11 protein-coding genes are annotated in these 21,277 nt (G+C 71.8%); 4 read left to right on the top strand and 7 right to left on the bottom strand.

Annotated features, from left to right (window positions below; all coding sequences use genetic code 11):
- Positions 1-39 precede the first annotated feature (39 nt).
- The 3 genes from RI138_RS14905 to RI138_RS14895 are packed head-to-tail and all read left to right on the top strand — an operon-like array spanning position 40 to position 3,412.
- Complete coding sequence (locus tag RI138_RS14905) at positions 40-1,590, top strand: tryptophan halogenase family protein (protein ID WP_311120318.1); 1,551 nt, start codon at positions 40-42, stop codon at positions 1,588-1,590.
- Positions 1,590-2,900: a cation:proton antiporter gene (locus RI138_RS14900; RefSeq protein WP_311120317.1), complete on the top strand. Its 1,311-nt coding sequence runs from the start codon at positions 1,590-1,592 to the stop codon at positions 2,898-2,900. The genes RI138_RS14905 and RI138_RS14900 overlap by 1 nt, the downstream gene beginning before the upstream one ends.
- Positions 2,897-3,412 carry a flavin reductase family protein gene (locus RI138_RS14895; protein ID WP_311120316.1) on the top strand — a complete coding sequence of 172 codons (516 nt, stop codon included), beginning with the start codon at positions 2,897-2,899 and terminating at the stop codon, positions 3,410-3,412. Before RI138_RS14900 ends, RI138_RS14895 begins: the two co-directional genes overlap by 4 nt.
- 37 nt (positions 3,413-3,449) lie before the next feature.
- Here RI138_RS14895 and RI138_RS14890 read toward each other — a convergent pair whose 3' ends face one another.
- From RI138_RS14890 to sbnB, 7 genes are all read right to left on the bottom strand, one after another.
- Complete coding sequence (locus RI138_RS14890; protein WP_311120315.1) at positions 3,450-4,409, bottom strand: ArsR/SmtB family transcription factor; 960 nt, start codon at positions 4,407-4,409, stop codon at positions 3,450-3,452.
- A 48-nt stretch (positions 4,410-4,457) separates the two neighbouring features.
- Complete coding sequence (locus RI138_RS14885) at positions 4,458-5,411, bottom strand: ATP-binding cassette domain-containing protein (protein WP_311120314.1); 954 nt, start codon at positions 5,409-5,411, stop codon at positions 4,458-4,460.
- A gap of 4 nt (positions 5,412-5,415) precedes the next feature.
- Positions 5,416-5,634 carry an MbtH family protein gene (locus RI138_RS14880; protein WP_311120313.1) on the bottom strand — a complete coding sequence of 73 codons (219 nt, stop codon included), beginning with the start codon at positions 5,632-5,634 and terminating at the stop codon, positions 5,416-5,418.
- 214 nt (positions 5,635-5,848) lie between these two features.
- Positions 5,849-6,694: an ABC transporter permease gene (locus RI138_RS14875; RefSeq protein WP_311120312.1), complete on the bottom strand. Its 846-nt coding sequence runs from the start codon at positions 6,692-6,694 to the stop codon at positions 5,849-5,851.
- A complete protein-coding gene (locus RI138_RS14870; RefSeq protein ID WP_311120311.1) occupies positions 6,691-18,087 on the bottom strand; it encodes a non-ribosomal peptide synthetase in 11,397 nt (3,798 codons plus the stop codon). Before RI138_RS14870 ends, RI138_RS14875 begins: the two co-directional genes overlap by 4 nt.
- Entirely contained in the window at positions 18,084-19,079 is a 996-nt protein-coding gene (sbnA, locus tag RI138_RS14865; protein WP_311120310.1) for a 2,3-diaminopropionate biosynthesis protein SbnA, read from the bottom strand. The genes RI138_RS14870 and sbnA overlap by 4 nt, the downstream gene beginning before the upstream one ends.
- A gap of 35 nt (positions 19,080-19,114) precedes the next feature.
- Complete coding sequence (sbnB, locus tag RI138_RS14860; protein WP_311120309.1) at positions 19,115-20,173, bottom strand: 2,3-diaminopropionate biosynthesis protein SbnB; 1,059 nt, start codon at positions 20,171-20,173, stop codon at positions 19,115-19,117.
- A 153-nt stretch (positions 20,174-20,326) separates the two neighbouring features.
- Between sbnB and RI138_RS14855 the strand changes: the two genes are divergently transcribed.
- Positions 20,327-21,256 carry a 3-oxoacyl-[acyl-carrier-protein] synthase III C-terminal domain-containing protein gene (locus tag RI138_RS14855; protein WP_311120308.1) on the top strand — a complete coding sequence of 310 codons (930 nt, stop codon included), beginning with the start codon at positions 20,327-20,329 and terminating at the stop codon, positions 21,254-21,256.
- Positions 21,257-21,277 lie beyond the last annotated feature (21 nt).

Below are 21,277 nucleotides of genomic sequence, written 5' to 3'. Positions count from 1 at the left end.
CAGTCGGAACTCGCGCAATTACCGGAATTGGGGGCACGCATGATCAACCGAGTTGTCATCGTGGGCGGAGGCACGGCGGGCTGGATGACAGCCTCGTACTTCAAGGCTGCATTCGGTGACCGGATCGACATCACGCTGGTGGAGTCCGGTCACCTCGGGACCGTGGGCGTGGGAGAGGCCACATTCAGCGACATTCGGCATTTCTTCGAATTCCTGGGCCTCAAGGAGAAGGACTGGATGCCCGCCTGCAATGCCACGTACAAGCTGGCAGTGCGATTCGAGAACTGGCGGGAGCAGGGCCACTACTTCTACCACCCCTTCGAGCAGATGCGGTCGGTCAACGGCTTCCCGCTGACGGACTGGTGGCTCCAGGAAGGGCCCACGAGCCGGTTCGACAAGGACTGCTTCGTGATGCCCTCGGTCATCGACGCGGGGCTCAGCCCCCGGCAGCTCGACGGCACGCTGATCGACCAGCCCTTCGTCGAGGGCGCGGACGAGATGCAGGGGCTGACGATGTCCGAGCACCAGGGCAAGACCCAGTTCCCGTACGCCTACCACTTCGAGGCCGCCCTGCTGGCCAAGTACCTCACGACGTACTCGGTGGAGCGCGGCGTCAAGCACATCATCGACGACGTCGAGAGCGTGGACCTCGACAGCCGCGGCTGGATCACCGGGGTGCGGACCGGCGAGCACGGCGACATCTCCGGTGACCTGTACATCGACTGCACCGGCTTCCGCGGAGTGCTGCTGAACAAGGCTCTCGAAGAGCCCTTCATCTCCTACCAGGACACGCTGCCCAACGACAGCGCCGTCGCCCTCCAGGTCCCCATGGACATGGAGAAGCGCGGTATCCGCCCCTGCACCACCGCCACCGCCCAGGACGCCGGCTGGATCTGGACGATCCCGCTCATGGGCCGTGTCGGCACCGGCTACGTCTACGCCAAGGACTACATATCGCCCGAGGAGGCCGAGCGCACCCTGCGCGAGTTCGTCGGCCCGGCCGCGGCCGACGCCGAGGCCAACCACATCAAGATGCGCATCGGGCGCAGCCGGAACTCCTGGGTCAAGAACTGCGTGGGGATCGGCCTCACCAGTGGATTCGTCGAGCCGCTGGAATCGACCGGGATCTTCTTCATCCACCACGCGATCGAGCAGCTCGCCAAGAATTTCCCGGACGACAACTGGAACGAGACCCACCGCGACCGTTACAACGATGCCATCGCCCATGTGATGGACGGTGTCCGGGAATTCCTGGTACTTCACTACGTGGGGGCCAAGCGGAACGACACGCAGTACTGGCGAGACGCCAAGACCCGGAAGATGCCCGACGGTCTCGCCGAGCGTATCGAGAAGTGGAAGACCCAGCTTCCGGACAGCGAGACGGTGTTCCCGTACTACCACGGGCTGCCGCCGTACTCGTGGGGCTGCATCCTGCTCGGCACCGGCGGTATCGAAGTGAAACCGTCTCCGGCACTCAGGATTTCCGACTCCAGCGCCGCGCAGCGGGAATTCGAGGCGATCCGGGAGAAGACCGAGCACCTGACCAGGACACTGCCCAAGGCCTACGACTACTTCTCACAGTTGAGCTGATGCTGTACTTCACCCATGTGGCCGTGGCGCTCGCCGTGGTCCTGTCGATCGCCGTGCTGGGCCGTGCGGTCGCCCGGCTGCTCCGGCAGCCGGAGGTCGTCGGGGAGATCGTGGTGGGGCTGCTGGCCGGCCCCGCCGCGCTCGCCCTGCTCGGCCCCGGGGCGTTCGAGGCCGCACTGCCCGACGCGGTGCTCGAAGCCCTCACCTTCGTGGCGAAGGCCGGCCTGGTGCTCTTCCTGGTCGGCCTGGCCCACGGACTGCACGGCGACTCCGCCGGGCCGCCCGGGCGGACCACCGCCTGGGTCAGCGCGGGCTCCCTGGTCCTGCCACTGCTCTCCGGTGCCGCTCTGGCCGGATGGGTGGTGGCGACCGGGGACCCCGCGGTACGCGGAAGCGCGCCACTTCCCGCGTTCTTCCTGATGGTGATGGTGGCGATGTCCATCACCGCGGTGCCGGTCATGGCGCGCGTCCTTGCCGACCGGGGGATGTCCGAGTCGGCGGCCGGGCGCCTCGCGCTCACCTCCGCCATCCTCATCGACTCCATCGGCTGGCTGCTCCTCACGGTGGCGGTCGCCGCGGGCGCCGGAACGGTCGCCGGGGTACTGAGCTCCGGTGCGGCCGTCGTCCTGGGCGTGGCCTGCGCCCTGGCCGTCCGGTACGGGCTGCGTACCCCGGCGGCGGGGCGCATGCTCCTGAAGCTGCCGAGATGCGCCGCGGCGCTGCTGGGCACCGCGGCCCTGCTGGTGGCGTTCGGCATGGAGCACCTGGGCATGACGGCGATCCTCGGGTCCGCGCTGATCGGCCTGGCCATCCCGGGCGGCACCTCGACCCCCTGGGCGGGCGCCGTGGCCACGGTCTCCCGCGCGGGCCGGGCACTGGTGCCGGCGTTCTTCGTGGTCACCGGCGTCACGGTGCTCACCGAAGCGCTCACCACCGCCTCCTGGACGCTGATCGTGCTCACCGTCGTCCTGGGCACCCTGGGCAAGGTCCTCGGAGGGTACGGCGGGGCGCGCCTCAGCGGCAGTCCGCCGCTGGTGGCGGGCCGGATCGGGGTGCTGATGAACACCCGCGGCCTCACCGAACTCATCGTCCTTCAGGCCGGGGTGAGCGCGGGGCTGCTCACCGCGCCCCTGACCCTGGCCCTGATCGTGATGGCGCTGGCCACCACGGTCATGACCGGGCCGCTGCTCCTGCTCCTCGACCGGGCTGCCGACGGCCGTACGGAAGCGCGCCGCGGGCTACGGCCCCTACCGGCGGAACGGCCCGCACCGACGGAAATTCCCGTACCGACAGAAAGCGGAGCGCGATGACCGACTCGGCCACCAGGACGCCGGATACGGCGACCTCGAACGACTTCCGGACGATGATGAGCGGATTCCCCACCGGGGTCAGCATCGTCACGGCCATGGACCCCGACGGTACGCCGCGCGGCATGACCTGCTCGTCGGTGTGCAGCGTCTCGCTCGAACCGCCCGTCCTGCTGGTCTGCCTCCGCCACGGCAGCCCCACCCTGGACGCGGTCCTGTCCTCCGGCGGCTTCGCGGTGAACCTGCTGCACAACAGTGCCCAGCAGACCGCGGAGCTCTTCGCCTCCGGCAACCAGCACCGCTTCAAGCTGGTCCCGTGGGAGTCCGAGCCGGACGGGGCGGGACCGCACCTGACGCAGGACGCCCACACCGTCGCCGACTGCGATGTGCTGCTGACCCAGCGGGTGGGTGACCACGTCACGGTGTACGGACAGATCCGCCGGGTCACCCGGCGGGTGGACCGGGCTCCGCTGCTGTACGGCCTGCGGCAGTTCCGCAGCTGGCCGCAGGACTGAGCCGCGCGAACGGGAGGCGGCGGGACGGGAGCGGCCGTCAGCTCGCGGCGGACCTCTGCACGAGGTCCGCCGCGGTCCTGCCCGCGGAAGGGGCCATCGTGTCGCGCAACCGGCCGCCGAGCAGCGCCATGCCGAGGGGAGTGACGATGTGCAGCACGTTGTTGCGCACCCGGCGCGTGGTGATCAGCCCCGACTGCCGCAGGATGGCGGCATGCTGGCTGGCGCCCGCCGAGGAGATCCCGAGCCGGTCGGCGAGCTGGCTGGTGGTGCAGGCGGCCGTCAGCGCCCGCAGTGCGGCCGCCCGGGTCTGCCCGACCAGCGCGCTGAGCGCCTGCACACTGTTGTCGGGGCTGCCCCACAGGTCGGCGGCGCGGGTGGCGGATGCGGGAGTGGCGAACACGAGCGCGGCCATGCCGGACTCCCGCTCGGACTCGACGATCCGGCCGGCCCGCCCCGGCATGAAGACCGAGGGGCACAGCAGAACACCACGGCCGTCCAGGCGCACCTCGCGGTCCGGGCCGTCGTGGATCTCCAGGACCGGCGCGTTCCACAGGATTCTGGGGTGCAGGGTGGCCAGCAGCCGCTCGACCCCACCGGTCATGGCGATCCGGCCCCGGGCCTCGCACTCGGCCTCCAGCCGCTCCTGGATGCGCTCCCAGTACGGCGCGACGCCGGTGCGCCACACGTCGAGAGCCAGCCTGGCGGCATCGGAGCGGGGCAGCGCCGGCTGCCTGGTGCCGTCGGCCGGCGGCGTCCGCTCCAGCAGGAACAGCAGATCGTCCGGGGCGCTGAGGTTACGCAGCAGCTGGGCGAGCGGAGGCCCGGAGGAGGCCCGCCCGCGAAGCCGCCCAAGGACCTCGCCCCGCCATCTCGCGTAGTCGGCATGGCCCGACCTGGCCAGTACCCCGAGTGCGAAGACACCTTCGGCGACGGGGCCGAGAGTGCTCTGCAACCGGGTACGGGCCAGGTCGGACGCGGTGAAGTGGATTCTCTGCATGGGTCTCGCCCCCGCTGTGCGGTGTCGTGGAGTTCCGGGAGAGGCGCCCTACGTCTGTGTCGACGCATGGCCGGTCAGATGGAGGAAGACGTCGTCGAGTGTGGGCTGACGCAGACCGAAGTCGGCGACCTGCACACCGGCGTCCCTGAGTGCGGCCGCCGCCGCGGCGACGTCTTCCAGCCCTGCGACGACCGGCAGTGTGACCGTGCCGCGCTGTTCGTCCACGTGCGGGCCCGCCGCGGTGACGGGCGCCAGGGCCGCGAGCGCCGCCGGCAGTTCGGAGCGGTCGGCGACGGAGAACTGCAACCTCGCCCGGCCCACCTTGCCCTTGAGCTGCTCCGCCGTGCCGTCGGCGATCACCCGCCCGTCGGCGATCACCACGATGCGGTCGGCCAGCTGGTCGGCCTCTTCGAGGTACTGCGTGGTCAGCAGTACGGTCACGCCCTCGTTCACGAGGTCGCGCACCGCCGCCCACAGCAGGATTCGGCTGGCCGGGTCGAGGCCGGTGGTCGGCTCGTCGAGAAAGAGCACGGAGGGCCGCGAGACCAGGCAGCTCGCCAGGTCGAGCCGCCGCCGCATACCGCCCGAGTAGGTACGTACGGGATGGTCGGCAGCGTCCTGAAGCCCGTACTGCGCGAGCAGCTCGGTGGCGCGACGGCGTGCTTCCGCCCGGCCCAGGTGCAGCATGGTCCCGATCAGGACCAGGTTCTGGCGGCCCGTCAGCAGCTCGTCGACCGCAGCGTACTGACCGGCCAGCGCGATTCTGCGGCGCACCTCGTGGGGCTCTCGCACCACGTCGAAGCCCGCGACCCGGGCCGAACCGGAGTCCGGAGCCAGCAGGGTCGACAGGACCCGCACGGTGGTGGTCTTGCCCGCCCCGTTGGGGCCGAGCAGTCCCAGTACGCTGCCGGACGGCACCGACAGGTCGATGCCGTCGAGTGCCTGCTTCTCCTTGTGGCGCTTGCGCAGCCCGGTCGCCTCTATCGCCAGTTCGGAGCCCATGGGGTCAGCGGCTCGGGCCGGCGCTCTGCTCCCGCAGGCTACGCGGGCGCAGATCGGTCCAGTTGTTCTCCACGAAGGCCACCGCGGTCTCCCGGGTACTGGCCTCCAGTGCCACGGTCCAGCCGTCGGGCACCGTGGCGAACGAGGGCCAGATGCTGTGCTGGTCCTCCTCGTTGACCAGTACGAGGAAGAAGCCGTCCGCGTCGTCAAAGGGGTTGCTCACAGCGCACTCTCCGTTTCTGTCTTCGACTGCCGCACTTCGCTACGGCGGTACCGCCGTACGTTTCAGATCATGTCCCGGCCAGCTGACGCGGAGCTGACCGCTGCCTGATGGACCGCTTGAGTGCGCCGGTCCACGTGAACGACGCACGTACAAGGGGGAGAGCCCGGCCGTCGGGGGAGACGGCCGGGCTCTCGGGAGGGTGGTTCGCGGGGGGTCAGGTGCCGACGGTGCGGTAGCGGCGCAGCGCCGTGGCGGCGGCGAGGACGAACACGGTGCCCAGCGTCAGTGCCAGGACGAGCACCGGGTGCTCGGCCGGGAAGCCGGAGCCCTCGGCCACCGGGTTCCCCCACAGCTCACGGCAGGCCTGGGCCACCGCGCTGACCGGGTTCCACTCGGCGAAGGTCCGCAGCCAGGACGGGAGGTTCGCCGGTGCCAGGAAGGCGCTGGACAGGAACGGGAGCACGGTGACCACGAGCGGGGTGACCGAGCTGATCGTCTCCAGGCTGCGCGAGGTCAGGCCGAGCAGGACACCGACCCAGAGCATGACGTAGAGGAAGACCGCGATCAGCCCGAAGCCCGCGAGCACGGCGGCCGGGCCGGCGTGCGGACGCCACCCCAGCAGCAGCCCGAATCCGGTGACGACCACCAGACCGCCGAGGCCGACCACGAAGTCGGCCAGCGTGTGCCCGAAGAGCACCGACCCGCGCGAGACGGGCATCGACCGGAACCGGTCGATCACCCCGCCCCGGACGTCACTGGCCACCGCGATGGCGGTCGGCCCCACTCCGGCCAGGGCGCCCTGCACCACGGCGCCCGCGAACAGGTACTCCCGGTAGTCGCCCGAGCCGGGGATGACCAGCGACTTCTCCAGCAGGAATCCGAGGACGAGCATGGTCAGCAGCGGGTTGAGGGTGATGCCGAGGAACCGGCCCGGCGCCCGGCGCAGATGCCGCAGGCGCCGGCCCGCCACGGCCAGCGTCTCGGTGACGGCGGCGGCGGGCCCCCTGCCGGCGGGTTCCGCGAGCGAGCGGGCCGCTTCGGCGGTGACCGTGGCGGTCATGAGGTGCCACCCGCGGCGAGCGCCGCGGTCATGTGCAGCCGCCGAAGCTCGGCAGCGACGGCCGCGCCGACCAGGGCGAGCGGGTCGGGGTGCATCATGTAGTCGTGGCTGCACGGCACTTGGTGCACGGCGACCCGGGCGTCCTTGACATGCGGGGTCCACTGCCCGACCCGGTCGGCGATCTCCGGATCGGAGAGGTTCGCCGTGGCGACGAAGAGGTCGAGCTTCCCCTCGAAGGCACGCGGCTCGTACTCGCTGAGCAGCCGCCCGTTGTTGCGCATCGTCGCCAGCATCGCGAGCACCCGCTCCTCGCCGAGCGCTGCCATCGGGCTGTTTCCGCGCCGCAGCACGCCGACCACGTCCGCCGGGGTCAGCTCCCGCCCGGCGAACTCGGACTTGTCGTGGCCGACGAGCTCCACCACCCAGCCGAGCAGCGACTGGTCGTCGCCGACCTCGTCGTCCTTGGTGCGCGGGTAGGAGTCCAGGTCGGCGACCAGGCCGACCTCGTCGCCGCCGCGCTGGAGCTCCACGGCGATCTCGTACGCGAGCGAGCCGCCGAACGACCAGCCGAGCAGGTGGTACGGGCCCTGCGGGCGAACCTCCTTGATCAGTGCGGCGTACTGCGCGGCCATCTCCCGCACGCTCCCGGGGAGCGGGGCCAGTTCGGTGATGCTCGGCGCCTGGATGCCGTAGATCGGGTGGTCGTCGCCGATGTGCCGGGCGAGGCCGACATACGGCAGGGCGAAGCCGACACCGCTGTGCAGGCAGAACAGCGGGGGCCTGGTGCCGGTCGGCTTGAGCGGGACCACCGTCGCGAACGGGTCGTGCTCGTCCGGCGAACCGAGCGCCGAGAAGACCTCGTCGATGACCGAGCCGCGCGGCGGGTCCTGCCGGACCGGGCCCTCCTTGCGGTCCACCTCGGCGGCCAGCGCCGCCACCGTCTGATGCGCGAACACATCCGCGATGCTGATGTCGATGCCGGCCTTGCGGGCGCCGCTGACGACCCGCATGGACCGGATGGAGTCCATGCCGGTGTCGAAGAAGTTGTCGTCGATCCCGATCGTGTCCCGGCCCAGGGCCTCCGCGAGCACCCCGCACAGCACGTCCTCGTGGCGGGTCCGCGGCGCCCTGCGGGCGGGAGCCGCCGGGGCCCTGTCCGGTGCGGTCACCTCGGGACGTACGGCTGTGGGATCGGCCGGGACCAGGACGCCGTCCTCGGTCCAGCGCATCGTCTCACCGGTGCGGAACATCCGGCTGCCCGCGGGCCCGTACGGATCGGCGACGAAGCGCTCCGCCGTCTGGCCCGGCCTGCCCAGGTAGCCGCGGGCCAGCAGGCCGCCCGCCAGGTGAAGTTCCCCGAAGGCCCCGACCGGTACCGGTGCCAGCTTCTCGTCCAGGACGTAGGCGTGGGTGTGGGCACCGGGGCGCCCTCCGGCCAGGATGCCGGCGGGCACCCGGTCGTCCGGCTCGATGGTGAAGCCGCCGTCCACCACGGAGAGGTGACGCTGCTCCGCGGGCTCGTCGAGCAGTACGGAGCCACCGGCGGCCAGCGGGCCGAACACCTCGCTCACCGTGCCGGCGAACGTCAGCGCCGACGGCAGCGTCCGGGCGCCCGCCGACGCCTCGTCCCCGGCGGCCCAGGAGACCTGGGCGGCCAGCGACCGGTGCTCCACGACCGTGCCGAGCAGCCGCCCGTCGGCGTCGGAGGCGTACACGACGCACGCGGGGTCGGCGGGGGCCGGGTCCCCGCGCTCCGCCGAAACCAGTGGGGTGTCCGGCAGCTCGTCCAGCACGGTGTCGAGCGCCGGGGAGCCCAGCAGCACCCGGGGGTGTCCGGGCGGCATCCGGGTCGCCGATGCGGGCGTGGTGACGAGCGCCACCGGGCGGGCCTGCCCGGCCAGCGACTCGACCCGCCCGGCCGGCAGCGTCGGCTCGAACAGGGTGTAGGCCGCACCGGACTTGACCGTGGCGAGCAGCGCGACGACGAGGTCGGGGGAGCGGGGCAGGGAGATGCCCACGATCCGTTCGGGCCCCGCGCCCAGGGCGAGCAGATGACGCGCCAGACGGTTGGACCTGGCGTCCAGCTCCCGGTAGGTCAGTGTGGCACCGTCCGCGACCAGGGCCGGGGCGTCGGGGGTGCGCCGGGCGGCAGCCTCGAACAGCTCCGGCAGAGTGCCCGTGGCCGCCTCATGATCTGTGTGGTTCCCCTCGGTCAGCACGAGCCGCCGTTCCTTTCCTTCGAGAAGATCGATGGTCGAGATCCGCGCCCCGGGGTCGGCGGCCACGGCTCGCAGTACTTGTTGCAGGTGACCCACCAGGACGGTGGCCGTGGAGCGGGTGAACAGGTCCGTCGCGTACTCCAGCACTCCGCGCAGCCTGGCCCCGGGGTCGTCCGACTCGTCGAACTGCAGACGCAGATCGAACTTGGTCATGCGCTGCGGCACGGGCTGCATGGTCAGGTCGAGACCCGGCAGGGCGGCCGGTGCGGCGTCGTCGGTGTTCTGCATCACGAGCATCACCTGGAACAGGGGATGCCGGGCCAGCGAGCGTGCCGGGTTGAGCGCCTCGACGATCTGGTCGAAGGGCACGTCCTGGTTGGCGTACGCGGACAGGTTCACTTCCCTGACCCGGTCCACCAGCTCGTGGAAGGCCGGGTCGCCGGACGTGTCGGTCCGCAGCACCAGGGTGTTGATGAACGTGCCGATCAGGTCGGCGAGCCCCTCGTCCGTGCGGCCGGCGATCGGACTGCCCAGCACGATGTCCGTACCGGAGCCGAGCCTCGTCAGCAGCGCGGCGAACGCCGCCTGGAGGACCATGAACAGCGTCGCCCCCGACTGCCGGGCCACGCCGCCGAGCTCCGCGTACAGCTCCGCGTCGAGTGTGAACTCCACCGTGCCGCCGTCATGGGTGGCGACGGCGGGCCGCCGGAAGTCCCTGGGAAGCCGGAGTTCGTCCGGAAGCCCGTCCAGATGCCCGGTCCAGTAGGCCAGTTGCCCGGACAGCATGCTGTCGGGGTCGTCCGCGGAGCCGAGGAGGAGGCGCTGCCACACCGCGTAGTCGGCGTACTGCACCGGCAGCGGTGTCCACTGCGGTTCCCGGCCCGCGGCCCTCGCCCGGTAGCCGACCGTCAGGTCGTGCACCAGCGGGGCGATCGACCAGCCGTCGAAGGCGATGTGATGGAAGACCAGCAGCAGGACGTAGGTGTCGTCCGACTCCTCCAGTGCGAACAGCCTGGCCCGCAGCGGCGGCGCGGCGGTCAGGTCGAACCCGGTCTCCGCCTCTTCGGTGAGGGCCTGGTCGAGCCCGGCCGCGGAGACCCGGCGCGCCACGAGCACCGGGTCGCCCGCCGGGGCGTCCATCACCCGCTGGTAGGCCACGTCGTCGACGGCGGGGAACAGCGAGCGCAGCACCTCGTGGCGTCCGACGAGGTCGTTCAGCGCGGACTGGAGCGCCTGGAGGTCGAGTTCACCGGTCAGCCGGATGGCGAAGGGCACGTTGTACGTGCCCCGCCGGCCCTGCTCCAGACGGTTGGCGAACCACAGCCGCTGCTGGGCCCAGGACAGCGGTGACACACCGTCCCCGACGCCGCCGGTCCTCGGTGCGAGGCGCGGTGCGGGCCTCGCCTCGGCCGCGACGGCCACCCGCTCGGCGAGCCCGGCGACCGTACGCGCCTCGAAGAGGGTCCGGATCGGCAGCTCCACACCGAGCAGCGAGCGGGCCCTGCTGACCACACGGGTGGCGAGCAGCGAGTGACCGCCCGAAGCGAAGAAGTCCTCGTCGACGCCGATCCGGTCCAGCCCCAGGACGTCCGCGAACAGCCCGCACAGGATCTCCTCGACGGGAGTGCGCGGCGCCCTGCCCTCGGTCCGCCCGGCGGACTCCGGTGCGGGCAGGGCCTTGCGGTCCACCTTGCCCGCCGAGGTCAGCGGCAGTGCGTCGAGCACCAGGAACGCGGAGGGCACCATGTGCTGCGGCAGCGCGTTCGCGGCGTGCTCACGTACGGCCGCGGCGAGCTCGGACGGGCCCGCCGAGGGGCCTGCCGCATCGTCCCCGTCCGGCAGCAGGTAGGCGATCACCCGCTTGTCGCCCGGGGCGTCCTCGCGGACCATGACGACCGCGGCGGCCACCTCCGGGTGTGCGGCGAGAACCGACTCGATCTCGCCCAGCTCGATGCGGAAGCCGCGCAGCTGCACCTGGTCGTCGCTGCGGCCGACGTAGTCGAGGCGGCCCTCGGGCAGCCAGCGCACCAGGTCGCCCGTCCGGTACATCCGGGTGCCCGGCGTGCCGTACGGGTCGGCCAGGAAGCGCTGCGCGGTCAGCCCGGCCCGGTTCAGATAGCCGCGGGCGAGGCCCCCGGCGACGTACAGCTCACCGATCACGCCCTGGGGGACGGGCCGCAGGTCACGGTCGAGCACGTACACCCGGTGGGCGGCGGTCGGACGCCCGATCGGCGGGCGGCCCGTGGCGCTCAGCGGGCCGCCCACGGTGGAGGCGACCACCGCCTCCGTGGGTCCGTACCCGTTGAACAGCCGTACGTGCGGTGCCCAGCGCGCCACCACCTCCGGCGGGCAGGCTTCGCCCGCGACCGCGATGGTCAGTCCGGCCGGCAGCACCGTCCCCTCGGGCAGTGCGCCCGCGACGACGGGCGGCAGTCCGGCGAGGGTGACACCGCAGTCGTTGATCAGGTCCACCAGTGGCTGCCCGGGGTCACGGCACTCGTCGTCGGCGACCACCACGGCGCCCCCGTTGAACAGGGCGAGTCCCAGCTCCCACGCCGAGGCGTCGAAGCTGAAGGAGGCGAACTGGAGCACCCGCACCGAGTTGTCCAGACCGAACCGCTCGGTCAGGCTGACGATCATGGCGGCGAATCCGGCGTGGTCCACCAGGACGCCCTTGGGCTGTCCCGTCGACCCGGAGGTGTAGATGGTGTAGGCCGCGTGCTGCGCCAGCAGCGGCGTGGTGCGCTCCTCGTCCCGGACGTCGGTGTCCGGGTACCCGGCCAGCGCCCGGGTGGTGGACCCGTTGTCCAGTACCACCACCGGAGTGTCCGGCACGTCCAGGTCGAGCGCCGGCTCGGCCGTCGTCAGCAGGGCCACGGGCCGGGAGTCGGCGAGCATGTACGCGATCCGCTCCGGCGGGTAGCCCGCGTCGATCGGCAGATAGCCCGCGCCGGTCTTGAGTACCCCGAGTGCGGCGATCACCATCTCGGGCGTCCGGGGCAGCGCGAGGGCGACGAGCTGCTCGGGTCCGACGCCGCGGTCGATCAGCAGCCTGGCGAGCCGGTTGGCGCGGGCGTTGACTTCGCGGTACGTGATCTCGGCGCCGTCGAACAGCACCGCGGGCGCGTCGGGCGTACGCGCCGCCCAGTCCTCGAAGAGGGCGGTGACCGGTGTCCGCGGGGCCGCCGTCACCTCGCCCGCCCAGTCGCCGAGCAGGGTCCGCCGCTCATCGGGCTCCAGTACGTCGAGCCGGCCCAGCGGTGTGTCCGGCCCTTCGACGATCCGGTGCAGCAGACGCACCAGCCGGCCGGTCACCGACTCGGCCTCGGCGCGGGTGAGCGATCCCGGGGCGTACTGCGTGTGCAGCTGCATCCGGGCACCGGGGTAGACCGACAGCGCGAAGGGGTACTCCGCGACGACCTTGGCGTGGCCGCCGCCGAAGCTCAGGCCGGGCACCAGTCCGGCGAGCGCGCCGACGTCGGACATCGGGTAGTTGTTGTAGCTGAGAACCGTGTCGAAGAGCTCACCGACCCCTGCGATCTGCTGCACCTCGGCCAGCCCCAGGTGCTGGTGTTCGGCCATCGCGAACTGCTGCTCCTGGAGTTCGGCGAGCACCTCGGGGAGCGTGCGGTCGGGGCGCAGGCAAACGCGTACCGGCAGCGTGTTCAGGAACGAGCCGACGATCGACTCGACCCCGGCCAGGTCGGCGGGGCGGCCCGAGTTGACCGCGCCGAACACCACGTCCCGGCGGCCGGTCAGGCGGCCCAGCAGCACCGCCCAGGCGCCCTGCATCACGGTGTTGACCGTGAGGCCGCGGGCCCCGGCCCAGGTGCCGAGCGCCGCGGTGAGCTCCTCGTCCACTTCGACCACCAGCTCGTCGGGCAGGGAGAGTTCCGCGGACCGCCCCGACTGCACCAGCCTGGTCGGCTCCTCGATGCCGGAGAGCACCGCCTTCCAGGCGGTACGAGCCGCCTCGTCGTCGCGTGCGGACAGCCAGTCCACATAGCCGCGGTACGGCGTGACCTCGGGCAGCGCGTCCGGCGCGGCACCCCGCGCGTACAGCGTGAACAGCTCCTGCGCGAAGATCGCCATCGACCAGCCGTCCACCAGCGCGTGGTGGACCGACCACAGCAGCCGGTGGCGTACGGGTCCGGTGTCGTCGATCCGTACGACGGTGAACCGGACCAGCGGCGAGCGCCGTATGTCGAAGCGGCCGCGCCACTCGGCCTCGCTCACCCGGGCCAGCTCGGCGTCCCGCTCGGGCCCGGTCAGGCCTGTCAGGTCGATCTCGCGCCAGCCCACGGCGGCCGTGGCCGGGATGACCTGTACCGGGTCACCGCCGGTCCGGTCGGGGAAGCAGGCGCGCAGATTGTCGTGGCGGCGCAGCAGGGCCTCGGCGGACGCGCGCAGCACGGCCGTGTCGAGCGGCCCCTGCGTGTCCACGCCGATCTGCAAGGTGTACGGGTCCAGCCCCTCGGCGTCGAACTCCGCCGAGAACAGCAGTCCTTGCTGGAGCGGCGAGGCGGGGAGCACGTCGGCCAGCGGGCCCAGGTCGCGCTCGAACCCCTCGATCTCCTGCTGGCTCAGTTGGACCAGCGGGAAGTCGGACGGGGTCCGGCCGCCGTCGCCCGCGGTACGGGCGTAGCCGATCAGCGCCTCCAGCGCGCGGAACCAGCCGCGGGCCAGCTCGCTGACGTCGCGCTGGTCCAGCAGCTCGCCCGCCCAGGCCCACTCGGCGACCAGCACTGGGCCGCCGGACCGCTCCTCGGTGACCGCGGAGAGCTCCACCACGTGCCGCAGCGGGGTCAGCGGGTGGGCGCCGAGGCCGACCACGGCGTCCGAGCCGTCCAGCGACCAGCTGCCGCCGGCGCCCGAACCGCCGAACCGGCCCAGGTAGTTGAAGCCGATCTGCGGGGTCGCGAACCGGGCGAGCGCGCCTTGCGTCTGGGGGTTGAGGTGGCGCAGCAGACCGAACCCGATGCCCTGGTCGGGCAGTTCGCGCAGCTGCTCCTTGATCCGCTTCAGCGCGGCGCCCGTGGACGGGCCGCCGGACCACACGTCGGACCAGTCGATCTCGCCCGGGGTGAGGCGTACGGGAAACGTGCTGGTGAACCAGCCGGCCGTGCGTGTCAGGTCCAGGCCTTCGGCGAACTCCTCGCGGCCGTGGCCCTCGATCTCGACCAGCAGCTCGGAGCCTTCCGCGCCCCGGTTGCGCCGCCAGTCGGCCGTGGCCAGGGCGAGTGCGGTGAGCATGATGTCGTTGATGTCGGCGTGCACGGCGGCGGGCACGGCGGTCAGCAGCTCCGCGGTGCGGTCCGCGGGCAGCTCGGTGCGCAGTCGGCGGGCGGTGGACTGCACGTCCTTCGCCGGGTCCGGCAGCCGATCCCCGAGCAGCGGGTCCGTGCCCGTCAACTGGCTTGTCCATATGGGGAGTTCGCTGACCCTGCGGGCGGAGCGGGCGTGCTCGGACAGCTCCCGCGACCAGCGGCGCAGTGATGTGGGGACCGGATCGAGGGCCACCGTGGCCCCGGCTTCGAGGGCCTCGTGGGCGGCCTTCAGGTCGGGCACCAGGATGCGCCAGGACACCCCGTCCACGGCGAGGTGGTGGGCCACCAGGACCAGCCGGCCGGGGAGGTCCGGGCCCGCGTCGATGTGGACGGCCCGCAGTACGGTGCCGTCCTCGGGCGCGAGCAGGGCACGGGCCGCCGCGACCTGCTCCGTGATCTGACCGGCGAGCGGTCCGTCGGCGGCCGCGACCCGGGTGAGGATTCCGGCGGCGTCCACCGTGCCCACCGGACGGACCTCCAGCGTCCACACGCCGGGCACGGGCACCGTCAGCCGCAGCCGCAGCGCGTCGTGGTGGTCGATCACCGCTTGCAGCGCGGCCGTCAGCCGCTCCTGTCCCGCCCCGGCCGGCACCTCGACCGCGACGTACTGGCTGTACTCGCGGACCGGCCCCTCGGCGGTCCCCAGCGAGTCGCGCAACTGGTGAGCTATGGGGAGCAGTTCGCTCTCGCCGATGCCGTCGTCCGGTGCGGCGGCGGGCTGCTCCCGCAGCGGCCCGGCGATCGCGGCGAGGGACGCCGGAGTGCGGCGCTCGAAGACATCGCGGGCGCTGATGGCCAGGCCCGCCCGGCGGGCCAGACCGACGACCTGGATGGCGTTGATGCTGTCGCCGCCGAGCTCGAAGAAGTTGTCGTCCGGGCCGACGGAGACACGGCCGAGCGTCTCGGCCATCGCGGCCGTGAGGATCTCCTCCGCGCGGCCGCGCGGCGCTTCGCCGGATGCCTCGGGAGCGACGTGTTCCGGTGCGGGCAGAGCCTTGCGGTCCACCTTGCCGTGGGCGGTCAGCGGCAGGGCGTCCAGCGTCAGGAACTCCGCGGGCACCATGTAGCCGGGCAGCTTGCGGCCCAGCAGCTCCCGGACCCGGCCGGTGTCCGCCTCCCCGCCGCCGCGGGGGACGAGGTAGCCGGTGAGCCGCTTGCGCCCGGCGGTGTCCTGGTGGACCGCGACGGCGGCGTCCGCGAGCTGCGGCAGCTCACGCAGCGCGGCCTCGATCTCGCCCAGCTCGATCCGGTGGCCGCGCACCTTGACTTGGTGGTCCCGGCGCTCCAGGAACTCGAACTGGCCGTCCGGGTGGAGCACCACCCGGTCCCCGGTGCGGTACATCCTGGTGCCGGGCGGGCCGTACGGGTCGGGCACGAAGACCGCGGCGGTACGTGCCGGGTCCCCGAGGTAGCCGCGACCGACGCCGTCTCCGGCGACGTACAGCTCACCCGCGGTCCCCGCCGGCAGCGGCTGGAGCTCGTCGCTGAGCACGACCAGCCGGGTGTTGCGCACGGTGCGGCCGATGGGCGCGGTCGTGCGCCCGGCAGGCGGGCCGTCCGAGGTGATCACGGCGTGGGTCACGTCGTCCGAGCACTCGGTGGGGCCGTAGGCGTTGATCAGGGGGATGCGGGGGAATCGGGCGCTCCAGCGCGTGCACAGATCGGCGGGCAGCGCCTCGCCGGTCACCATCAGCCACCGCAGTGAGGGGAGCGGGGGGTACTGGCCACAGGCGTCCCAGGAGTCGAGCGCGGCCCGCAGCAGCGAGGGCACCACTTCCAGGACCGTCACGTCCTCGTCGGCGGTGAGCGGGAACAGCAGCTCGGGGTCGGCGGCGACGGCCCGCCCGACCACCCGCACCCGGCCGCCGACGAGCAGCGGCGCGAGCATCTGCCAGACGGAGATGTCGAAGGTCACCGGGGCGTTCTGCACCAGCGTGTCGCTCTCGCACAGATCGAGGTCCTCCACCTTGGCCAGCAGGTGGTTGACCATTCCCGCACGGTGCACCATGGCGCCCTTGGGCCGCCCGGTGGAGCCCGAGGTGAAGATCGTGTACGCCAGGTCCTGGCCGCCGCCGCGCGGTTCGGCGAGCGCGTCCGCCGGGTCCTCGGAGTCGTCCAGGAGGACCAGACGGATTCCCGGCCCGGCCAGCTCCGCGATCCGCGCCGCCGAGTCCCGGTGCGCCGGGTCGGTCACCAGCAGTCGGGCGCCGCTGTCGCGCAGCAGCGCGACGAGCCGGTCCGCGGGAGCGCCGGGGTCCAGCGGCAGGTAGGAGCCACCCGCGTTGAGCGCGCCCAGCACCGCGGTGACGAAACCGATGCCGGGGGCCGCGAGGACTGCGGCCGTGCCCGCGTCCAGCCTGCGCGAGAGGGCGCCGGCCCGGCGTACCAGCGAGGAGTAGGTGATCTCGCCGCTGTCGTCGATGACGGCCACTCCGCCGGGGTAGGTGTCGGCGGTGCGGCGCACCCGCTCGACCACCCCCTCGAAGGGCGCGGTGCGGACCGGACCGGTGCCCGCCGCCAGGGTCCGCGCGAGCGCGGGCCCTGCCATGGCGGCGAGGCGGCCCAGCGGGGTGTCGTCGGCCGCGGCCACGAACGCCTCGACGAACCGGGCGAGCCGGTCCGCGTGCCCGGACAGCTCCGCCTGTGTGTAGAGCCCGGAGTTTCCGCTGAGGTGCAGGGTGGAGCCACCGTCGGCCGAGTCGACCACGGTGATCTCGAAGTCGTCGATGAGACCGGTGGACAGGTTGTTGACCGTCACGTCGCAGGGCCCCAGGGTCATCCGGGTGTCCTGGGGGAGGATGTTGACGAGCGGCCCGAAGGGACGCCGGTCGTCGCTGCGCAGCCCCATCGCGCCGCGGATCCTGCTGACCCGGTGCCGCTGGTGCTTGAGCACGCGGGTGAACTCGCGGGAGGTCTGCTTCAGCAGCTCCTGCCGGGTGGTGGCGGGCGACACCCGCAGGTGGAGCGGCAGGGTGTTGGCGACCATGCCGGGCACCGCGCGCATCAGCGCGCCCACGCGGGTGGTGACGGGCACCGTCAGCAGCACATCCCGTCGGCCCGTACTGCGCTGGGTGTAGGCGCCGATGGCGGCCATCACCACGGTCGGCCAGGTCACCGAGGCCCGCCTGGCAAGGTCGCGCAGGGCGCCGGTCAGCTCCTGGGAGAGGGAGAACTCCTCGCGTACGAAGCCCTGGCCGGGCTCGGAGTCGCTCTCGGAGAGGCTCACCGGGGCGGGCGGCACCGGGAACCTGGCGGCCCAGAACGCGGCGTCCCTGGCGGCCTGCGGCGATGCGGTGTACGCCTGCTCCGCGTCCAGCAGCGCGCTCAACGGCGGCAGTCGCCCCTCGTCACCGGTCCTGCCCGCGACGAGGGCGCCGTAGATCTCCGAGAGGCGTCGCCAGAAGACGACCTGGCTGTAGCCGTCGCACAGGAAGTGGTGGATGCACATGTAGAAGTACGAGCGGTCCGCGCCGGTCCTGAGCAGCGCGAGCCGGAACAGCGGGAAGTCGGTGAGAGTGAACGGAGTGTCGAGGTCCGCGAGCATCCAGTCGCGCGCCGCCCCGAGCGGGTCGCTATCGCCGCTGAAGTCCAGCACCTTGTAGGGCAGTTCGGCTAGAGGCTGGATGCTCTGACGCGGCCGGCCCTCGCCCTCCAGGAACCGGGAGCGGGTGCACTCGGCCTCGTCGGTCAGCTGCCGCGCCGCCTCGCGGAACAGCTCGGCGTCCAGCGGGCCGCGGATGTCCAGGTATCCGGCGGTGTTGTAGGCGAGACTTCCCCCGGAGAGCTTCTCGTCGAACCAGATGTCGGTCTGGCCCGCGGAGAGTGCCAGGTCTGCGGATTTCGTCATGGGGTTCCCCTGGTCAGTAGCCGCGCGGAGTCGGCGGCCTTGAGCGCGCCGGACCCGTAGATCTCCTCGACCCACTGGTCGTTGTAGATGGTGTCCAGATAGCGGTCGCCGAGATCCGGAGCGATGGCCACCGCGGTGATCCCGCCCTCGGGGCGGTTCCGCTCCAGCCAGCTCAGCGCGCCGCCGACCACCGTTCCGGTGGACCCGCCGAAGAGGAAGCCGCGGTCGGCGAGGCTTCGGCAGAGCCGCAGCGTCTCGGTCTCGGGCACATGCACCACGTCGTCCACGAAGGACTCGTCGAGGATGTGCGGACGCACCCCCGTGCCGAGACCGGGAATGGACCGCGGGGCCGCGGGCGTACCGAAGGTCACCGAGCCCACCGTGTCGATCGCGACGATCCGCACGGACGGCTTGGCCTGGCGCAGATAGCGTGCGCAGCCCATGAGGGTGCCCGTCGTGCCCGCGCCGACGAACACCACGTCGACCTCGGGGAAACTCTTCAGTATCTCGGGGCCGGTCGTCTGGAAATGCGCCAGCCAGTTCCCGGGATTGAAATACTGGTTGAGCCACACGTAGTCGTAGTTGTCCGCGCACAGCTTCTTGACGCGGTTGATGCGCGCCCCCAGGAGACCGTCCTCGGGGTGCGGCTCCGTGATGACGTGCACCTCGGTGCCGAGTGCCTCCATCAGCTGCCGGGCGCTCAGGGTGCAGCGGGAGTCCGTCACACAGGTGAACCGGTAGCCCCGGCTGCTCGCCAGCAGGCTGATGGCGACTCCCATGTTGCCCGACGAGCTCTCGACGAGCATGTCGCCGGGCTGTAGCTCGCCGCTGCGCTCCGCCATGGCGATCATCTCGGAAGCGGCCTTGAGTTTGATGGATCCGGCGAAGTTGAACCCTTCGCACTTGAGGTAGAGCGGTTGCCCGGAAACCCACTGGAGGTCAACGTAGAGATCGTCGACGTTGAATTCCTGTGGTGCGGATATGACTGGCACAGGACGACTCCCATCCACGACCGGTGAGCCGCGGCTCAGCTCTTTCCGTAACGGTCGAGCTCATCGAAGAATCCGTCGGCGACACGCAGTTCACCCTTGCGGTCGATCTCGTCGTACACATACGAGCCGACGGCCAGATCGAGGACGCCGAGCCCGAAGGGGGAGAACACCAGGGTCCGGCCGGCCGGTGGCCGCACCGCCCCGGACATCACGTCGTACAGAGTCCCCGACAGGAACTCCCGGCCGCCCGTCAGCTGTTCGGCCAGGTGCACGGACGTGTTGGCCTTGAGGCAGTGCTCGACGTCGTCGACGACGTTGACGGCCGAGAGGACGATCTCGGGCGCGAGGTCGCGCAGCGAGACGTTCAGTACCAGTGGCGCGTGCGCGAACCACCCGGGGTCGCTGATGTGCGGGGCCCCCGCGACCGTGGCGAACACCACCAGGTCACTCGCCCGGATCAGCGACTCGGCGCTGTCGTGCACCACCACCCGACCGCCGTGTCCGCCCTCCACGTAGCCGCGGAAGCGGTCGGCGTGCTCGGGCTTCAGATCGTGTACGCCCACCTCGTCGAAGTCCCAGCCCGCCGCGGCCAGATAGGTGTGGATGAAGCGGGCGATCAGGCCGGTCCCGACGAAACCGACCCGCCGGGGCCGGTCACCGCGACCGCGGCTCAGTACGTCGGCGGCCAGGGCCGCCGACGCCGCGGTGCGTACCGCGCTGATGACGGACGACTCAAGGCAGGCGAAGGGGTAGCCGGTCGCCGGGTCGTTGAGGATGAGCACCGCTGAGGCGCGCGGCAGGCCCGACTCGATGTTGGCGGGGAAGCTGGAGATCCACTTCAGCCCGTCGACGCCCGACTCCCCGCCCAGCGAGGCGGGCAGCGCGATGATCCGCGCATCGGGGCGGTCCGGGAAGCGCAGGAAGTACGAGGGCGGGTTCACGGTGGCGCCCGTGCCGTGCAGCCGGTAGGTGGCCTCGACCAGGTCGATGACCTGCTTCTCCCGTCCTTGCAGGACGCTGTTGACCTGCGCTCCCGGTACCACCGCGAACGTCGGCCGCCTGACCGGTCCTGGTTCCGACTGCGACACCGACATGTCAATCCACGCTCCCTGGCAGGTGATTCGGACACCGCCCATGCTCGGCAACACCACTGACGCCCCGCTGACCGGGAACTGACCGGCGGCGCGGGGAGCCACGGTCAGCGTCGTGTCAGCCACCCGTCAGTCGCGCTGCGTAGCTTGCGGCGCATGACCTCATTGGTGGCGGTGTCAAGTCATCTGCCGGATACGGTGCCGGTGGATGCCCTCAAGGAAACCCTCGGGATCAGTGACCAGCAGGTGCGCCGGTTCACCCGGCTCTACGGGCTGGACGGGATCTGCCAGGCGCCCGACCGGTCCGAGGCGGACCTGCTGCTGGCCGCGGCCGGCAAGCTGGAGGGCCTGGCCGGGCAGGAGGACCGGGTCCGCTACGTGATCCGGGCCAAGGGCCTTCGTACCACCGCGCCCTATCCGGTGAGCCCGGTCCGGGACGTGTGCGACGCGCTCGGCCTGAGGAACGCCCGGACCTTCGCGGTCGCCGACCACGGCTGTGCGACCGGACTGCTCGCCGTCGACGTGGCCGGGATGCTCCTGGAAGCGGACGGCGACCCCGACGCGCTCGCGCTGGTGCTGGCCGGGGACAAGACGCTCACGCCCTTCTCCCAGTGGGTCGCCGACGTGTCGATCATGAGCGAGGCCACCGCGGCCGTTCTGGTCGGCCCCGGCGGGGACCGCGACCGGATGCTCGGCTACGCCGCCCGCATCCACGGCCGCGACGACGGCCTGATCGACCTGGTGGGGGACCTCGCCAAGGAGGCCGTACGCATCTACCAGGGCGCCCTGGAGGAGGTCGTGCTCGCGGCGACGGAGGAGGCCGGGATCAGCGTCGCGGACCTCGCCCTCGTCCTGCCCCACAACGTCAACCGGGTCTCCTGGACGGTCGCGGCCAAGAACCTCGGCATCAGCACCGACACGATCCATCTCGACAACATCGCGCTCTCGGGGCACGCCTTCTGCGCCGACCCCTTCATCAACTACCGGTCGGTACGTGATCTGGGGCTGCTCAAGCCGGGCAACCACTACCTGATGACCGCGGCGGGCCTCGGCCAGGCGTTCGCCGCGATGGTCCTCCAGCACTAAGGGTCCGGCGGACACGCCCAA

The sequence above is a fragment of the Streptomyces durocortorensis genome, from assembly GCF_031760065.1.
Taxonomy (GTDB): Bacteria; Actinomycetota; Actinomycetes; order Streptomycetales; family Streptomycetaceae; genus Streptomyces.
The sequence above is the reverse complement of the archived record's forward strand: the minus strand, read 5'-3'. Positions and strand labels throughout refer to the sequence as shown.

Excerpts from the sequence above, each read along its gene's own strand:
- RI138_RS14905 (WP_311120318.1), top strand. The coding sequence starts at position 40 with ATGATCAACCGAGTTGTCATCGTGGGCGGAGGCACGGCGGGCTGGATG.
- RI138_RS14900 (WP_311120317.1), top strand. The coding sequence starts at position 1,590 with ATGCTGTACTTCACCCATGTGGCCGTGGCGCTCGCCGTGGTCCTGTCG.
- RI138_RS14895 (WP_311120316.1), top strand. The coding sequence starts at position 2,897 with ATGACCGACTCGGCCACCAGGACGCCGGATACGGCGACCTCGAACGAC.
- RI138_RS14890 (WP_311120315.1), bottom strand. The coding sequence starts at position 4,409 with ATGCAGAGAATCCACTTCACCGCGTCCGACCTGGCCCGTACCCGGTTG.
- RI138_RS14885 (WP_311120314.1), bottom strand. The coding sequence starts at position 5,411 with ATGGGCTCCGAACTGGCGATAGAGGCGACCGGGCTGCGCAAGCGCCAC.
- RI138_RS14875 (WP_311120312.1), bottom strand. The coding sequence starts at position 6,694 with ATGACCGCCACGGTCACCGCCGAAGCGGCCCGCTCGCTCGCGGAACCC.
- RI138_RS14870 (WP_311120311.1), bottom strand. The coding sequence starts at position 18,087 with ATGACGAAATCCGCAGACCTGGCACTCTCCGCGGGCCAGACCGACATC.
- sbnB (WP_311120309.1), bottom strand. The coding sequence starts at position 20,173 with ATGTCGGTGTCGCAGTCGGAACCAGGACCGGTCAGGCGGCCGACGTTC.
- RI138_RS14855 (WP_311120308.1), top strand. The coding sequence starts at position 20,327 with ATGACCTCATTGGTGGCGGTGTCAAGTCATCTGCCGGATACGGTGCCG.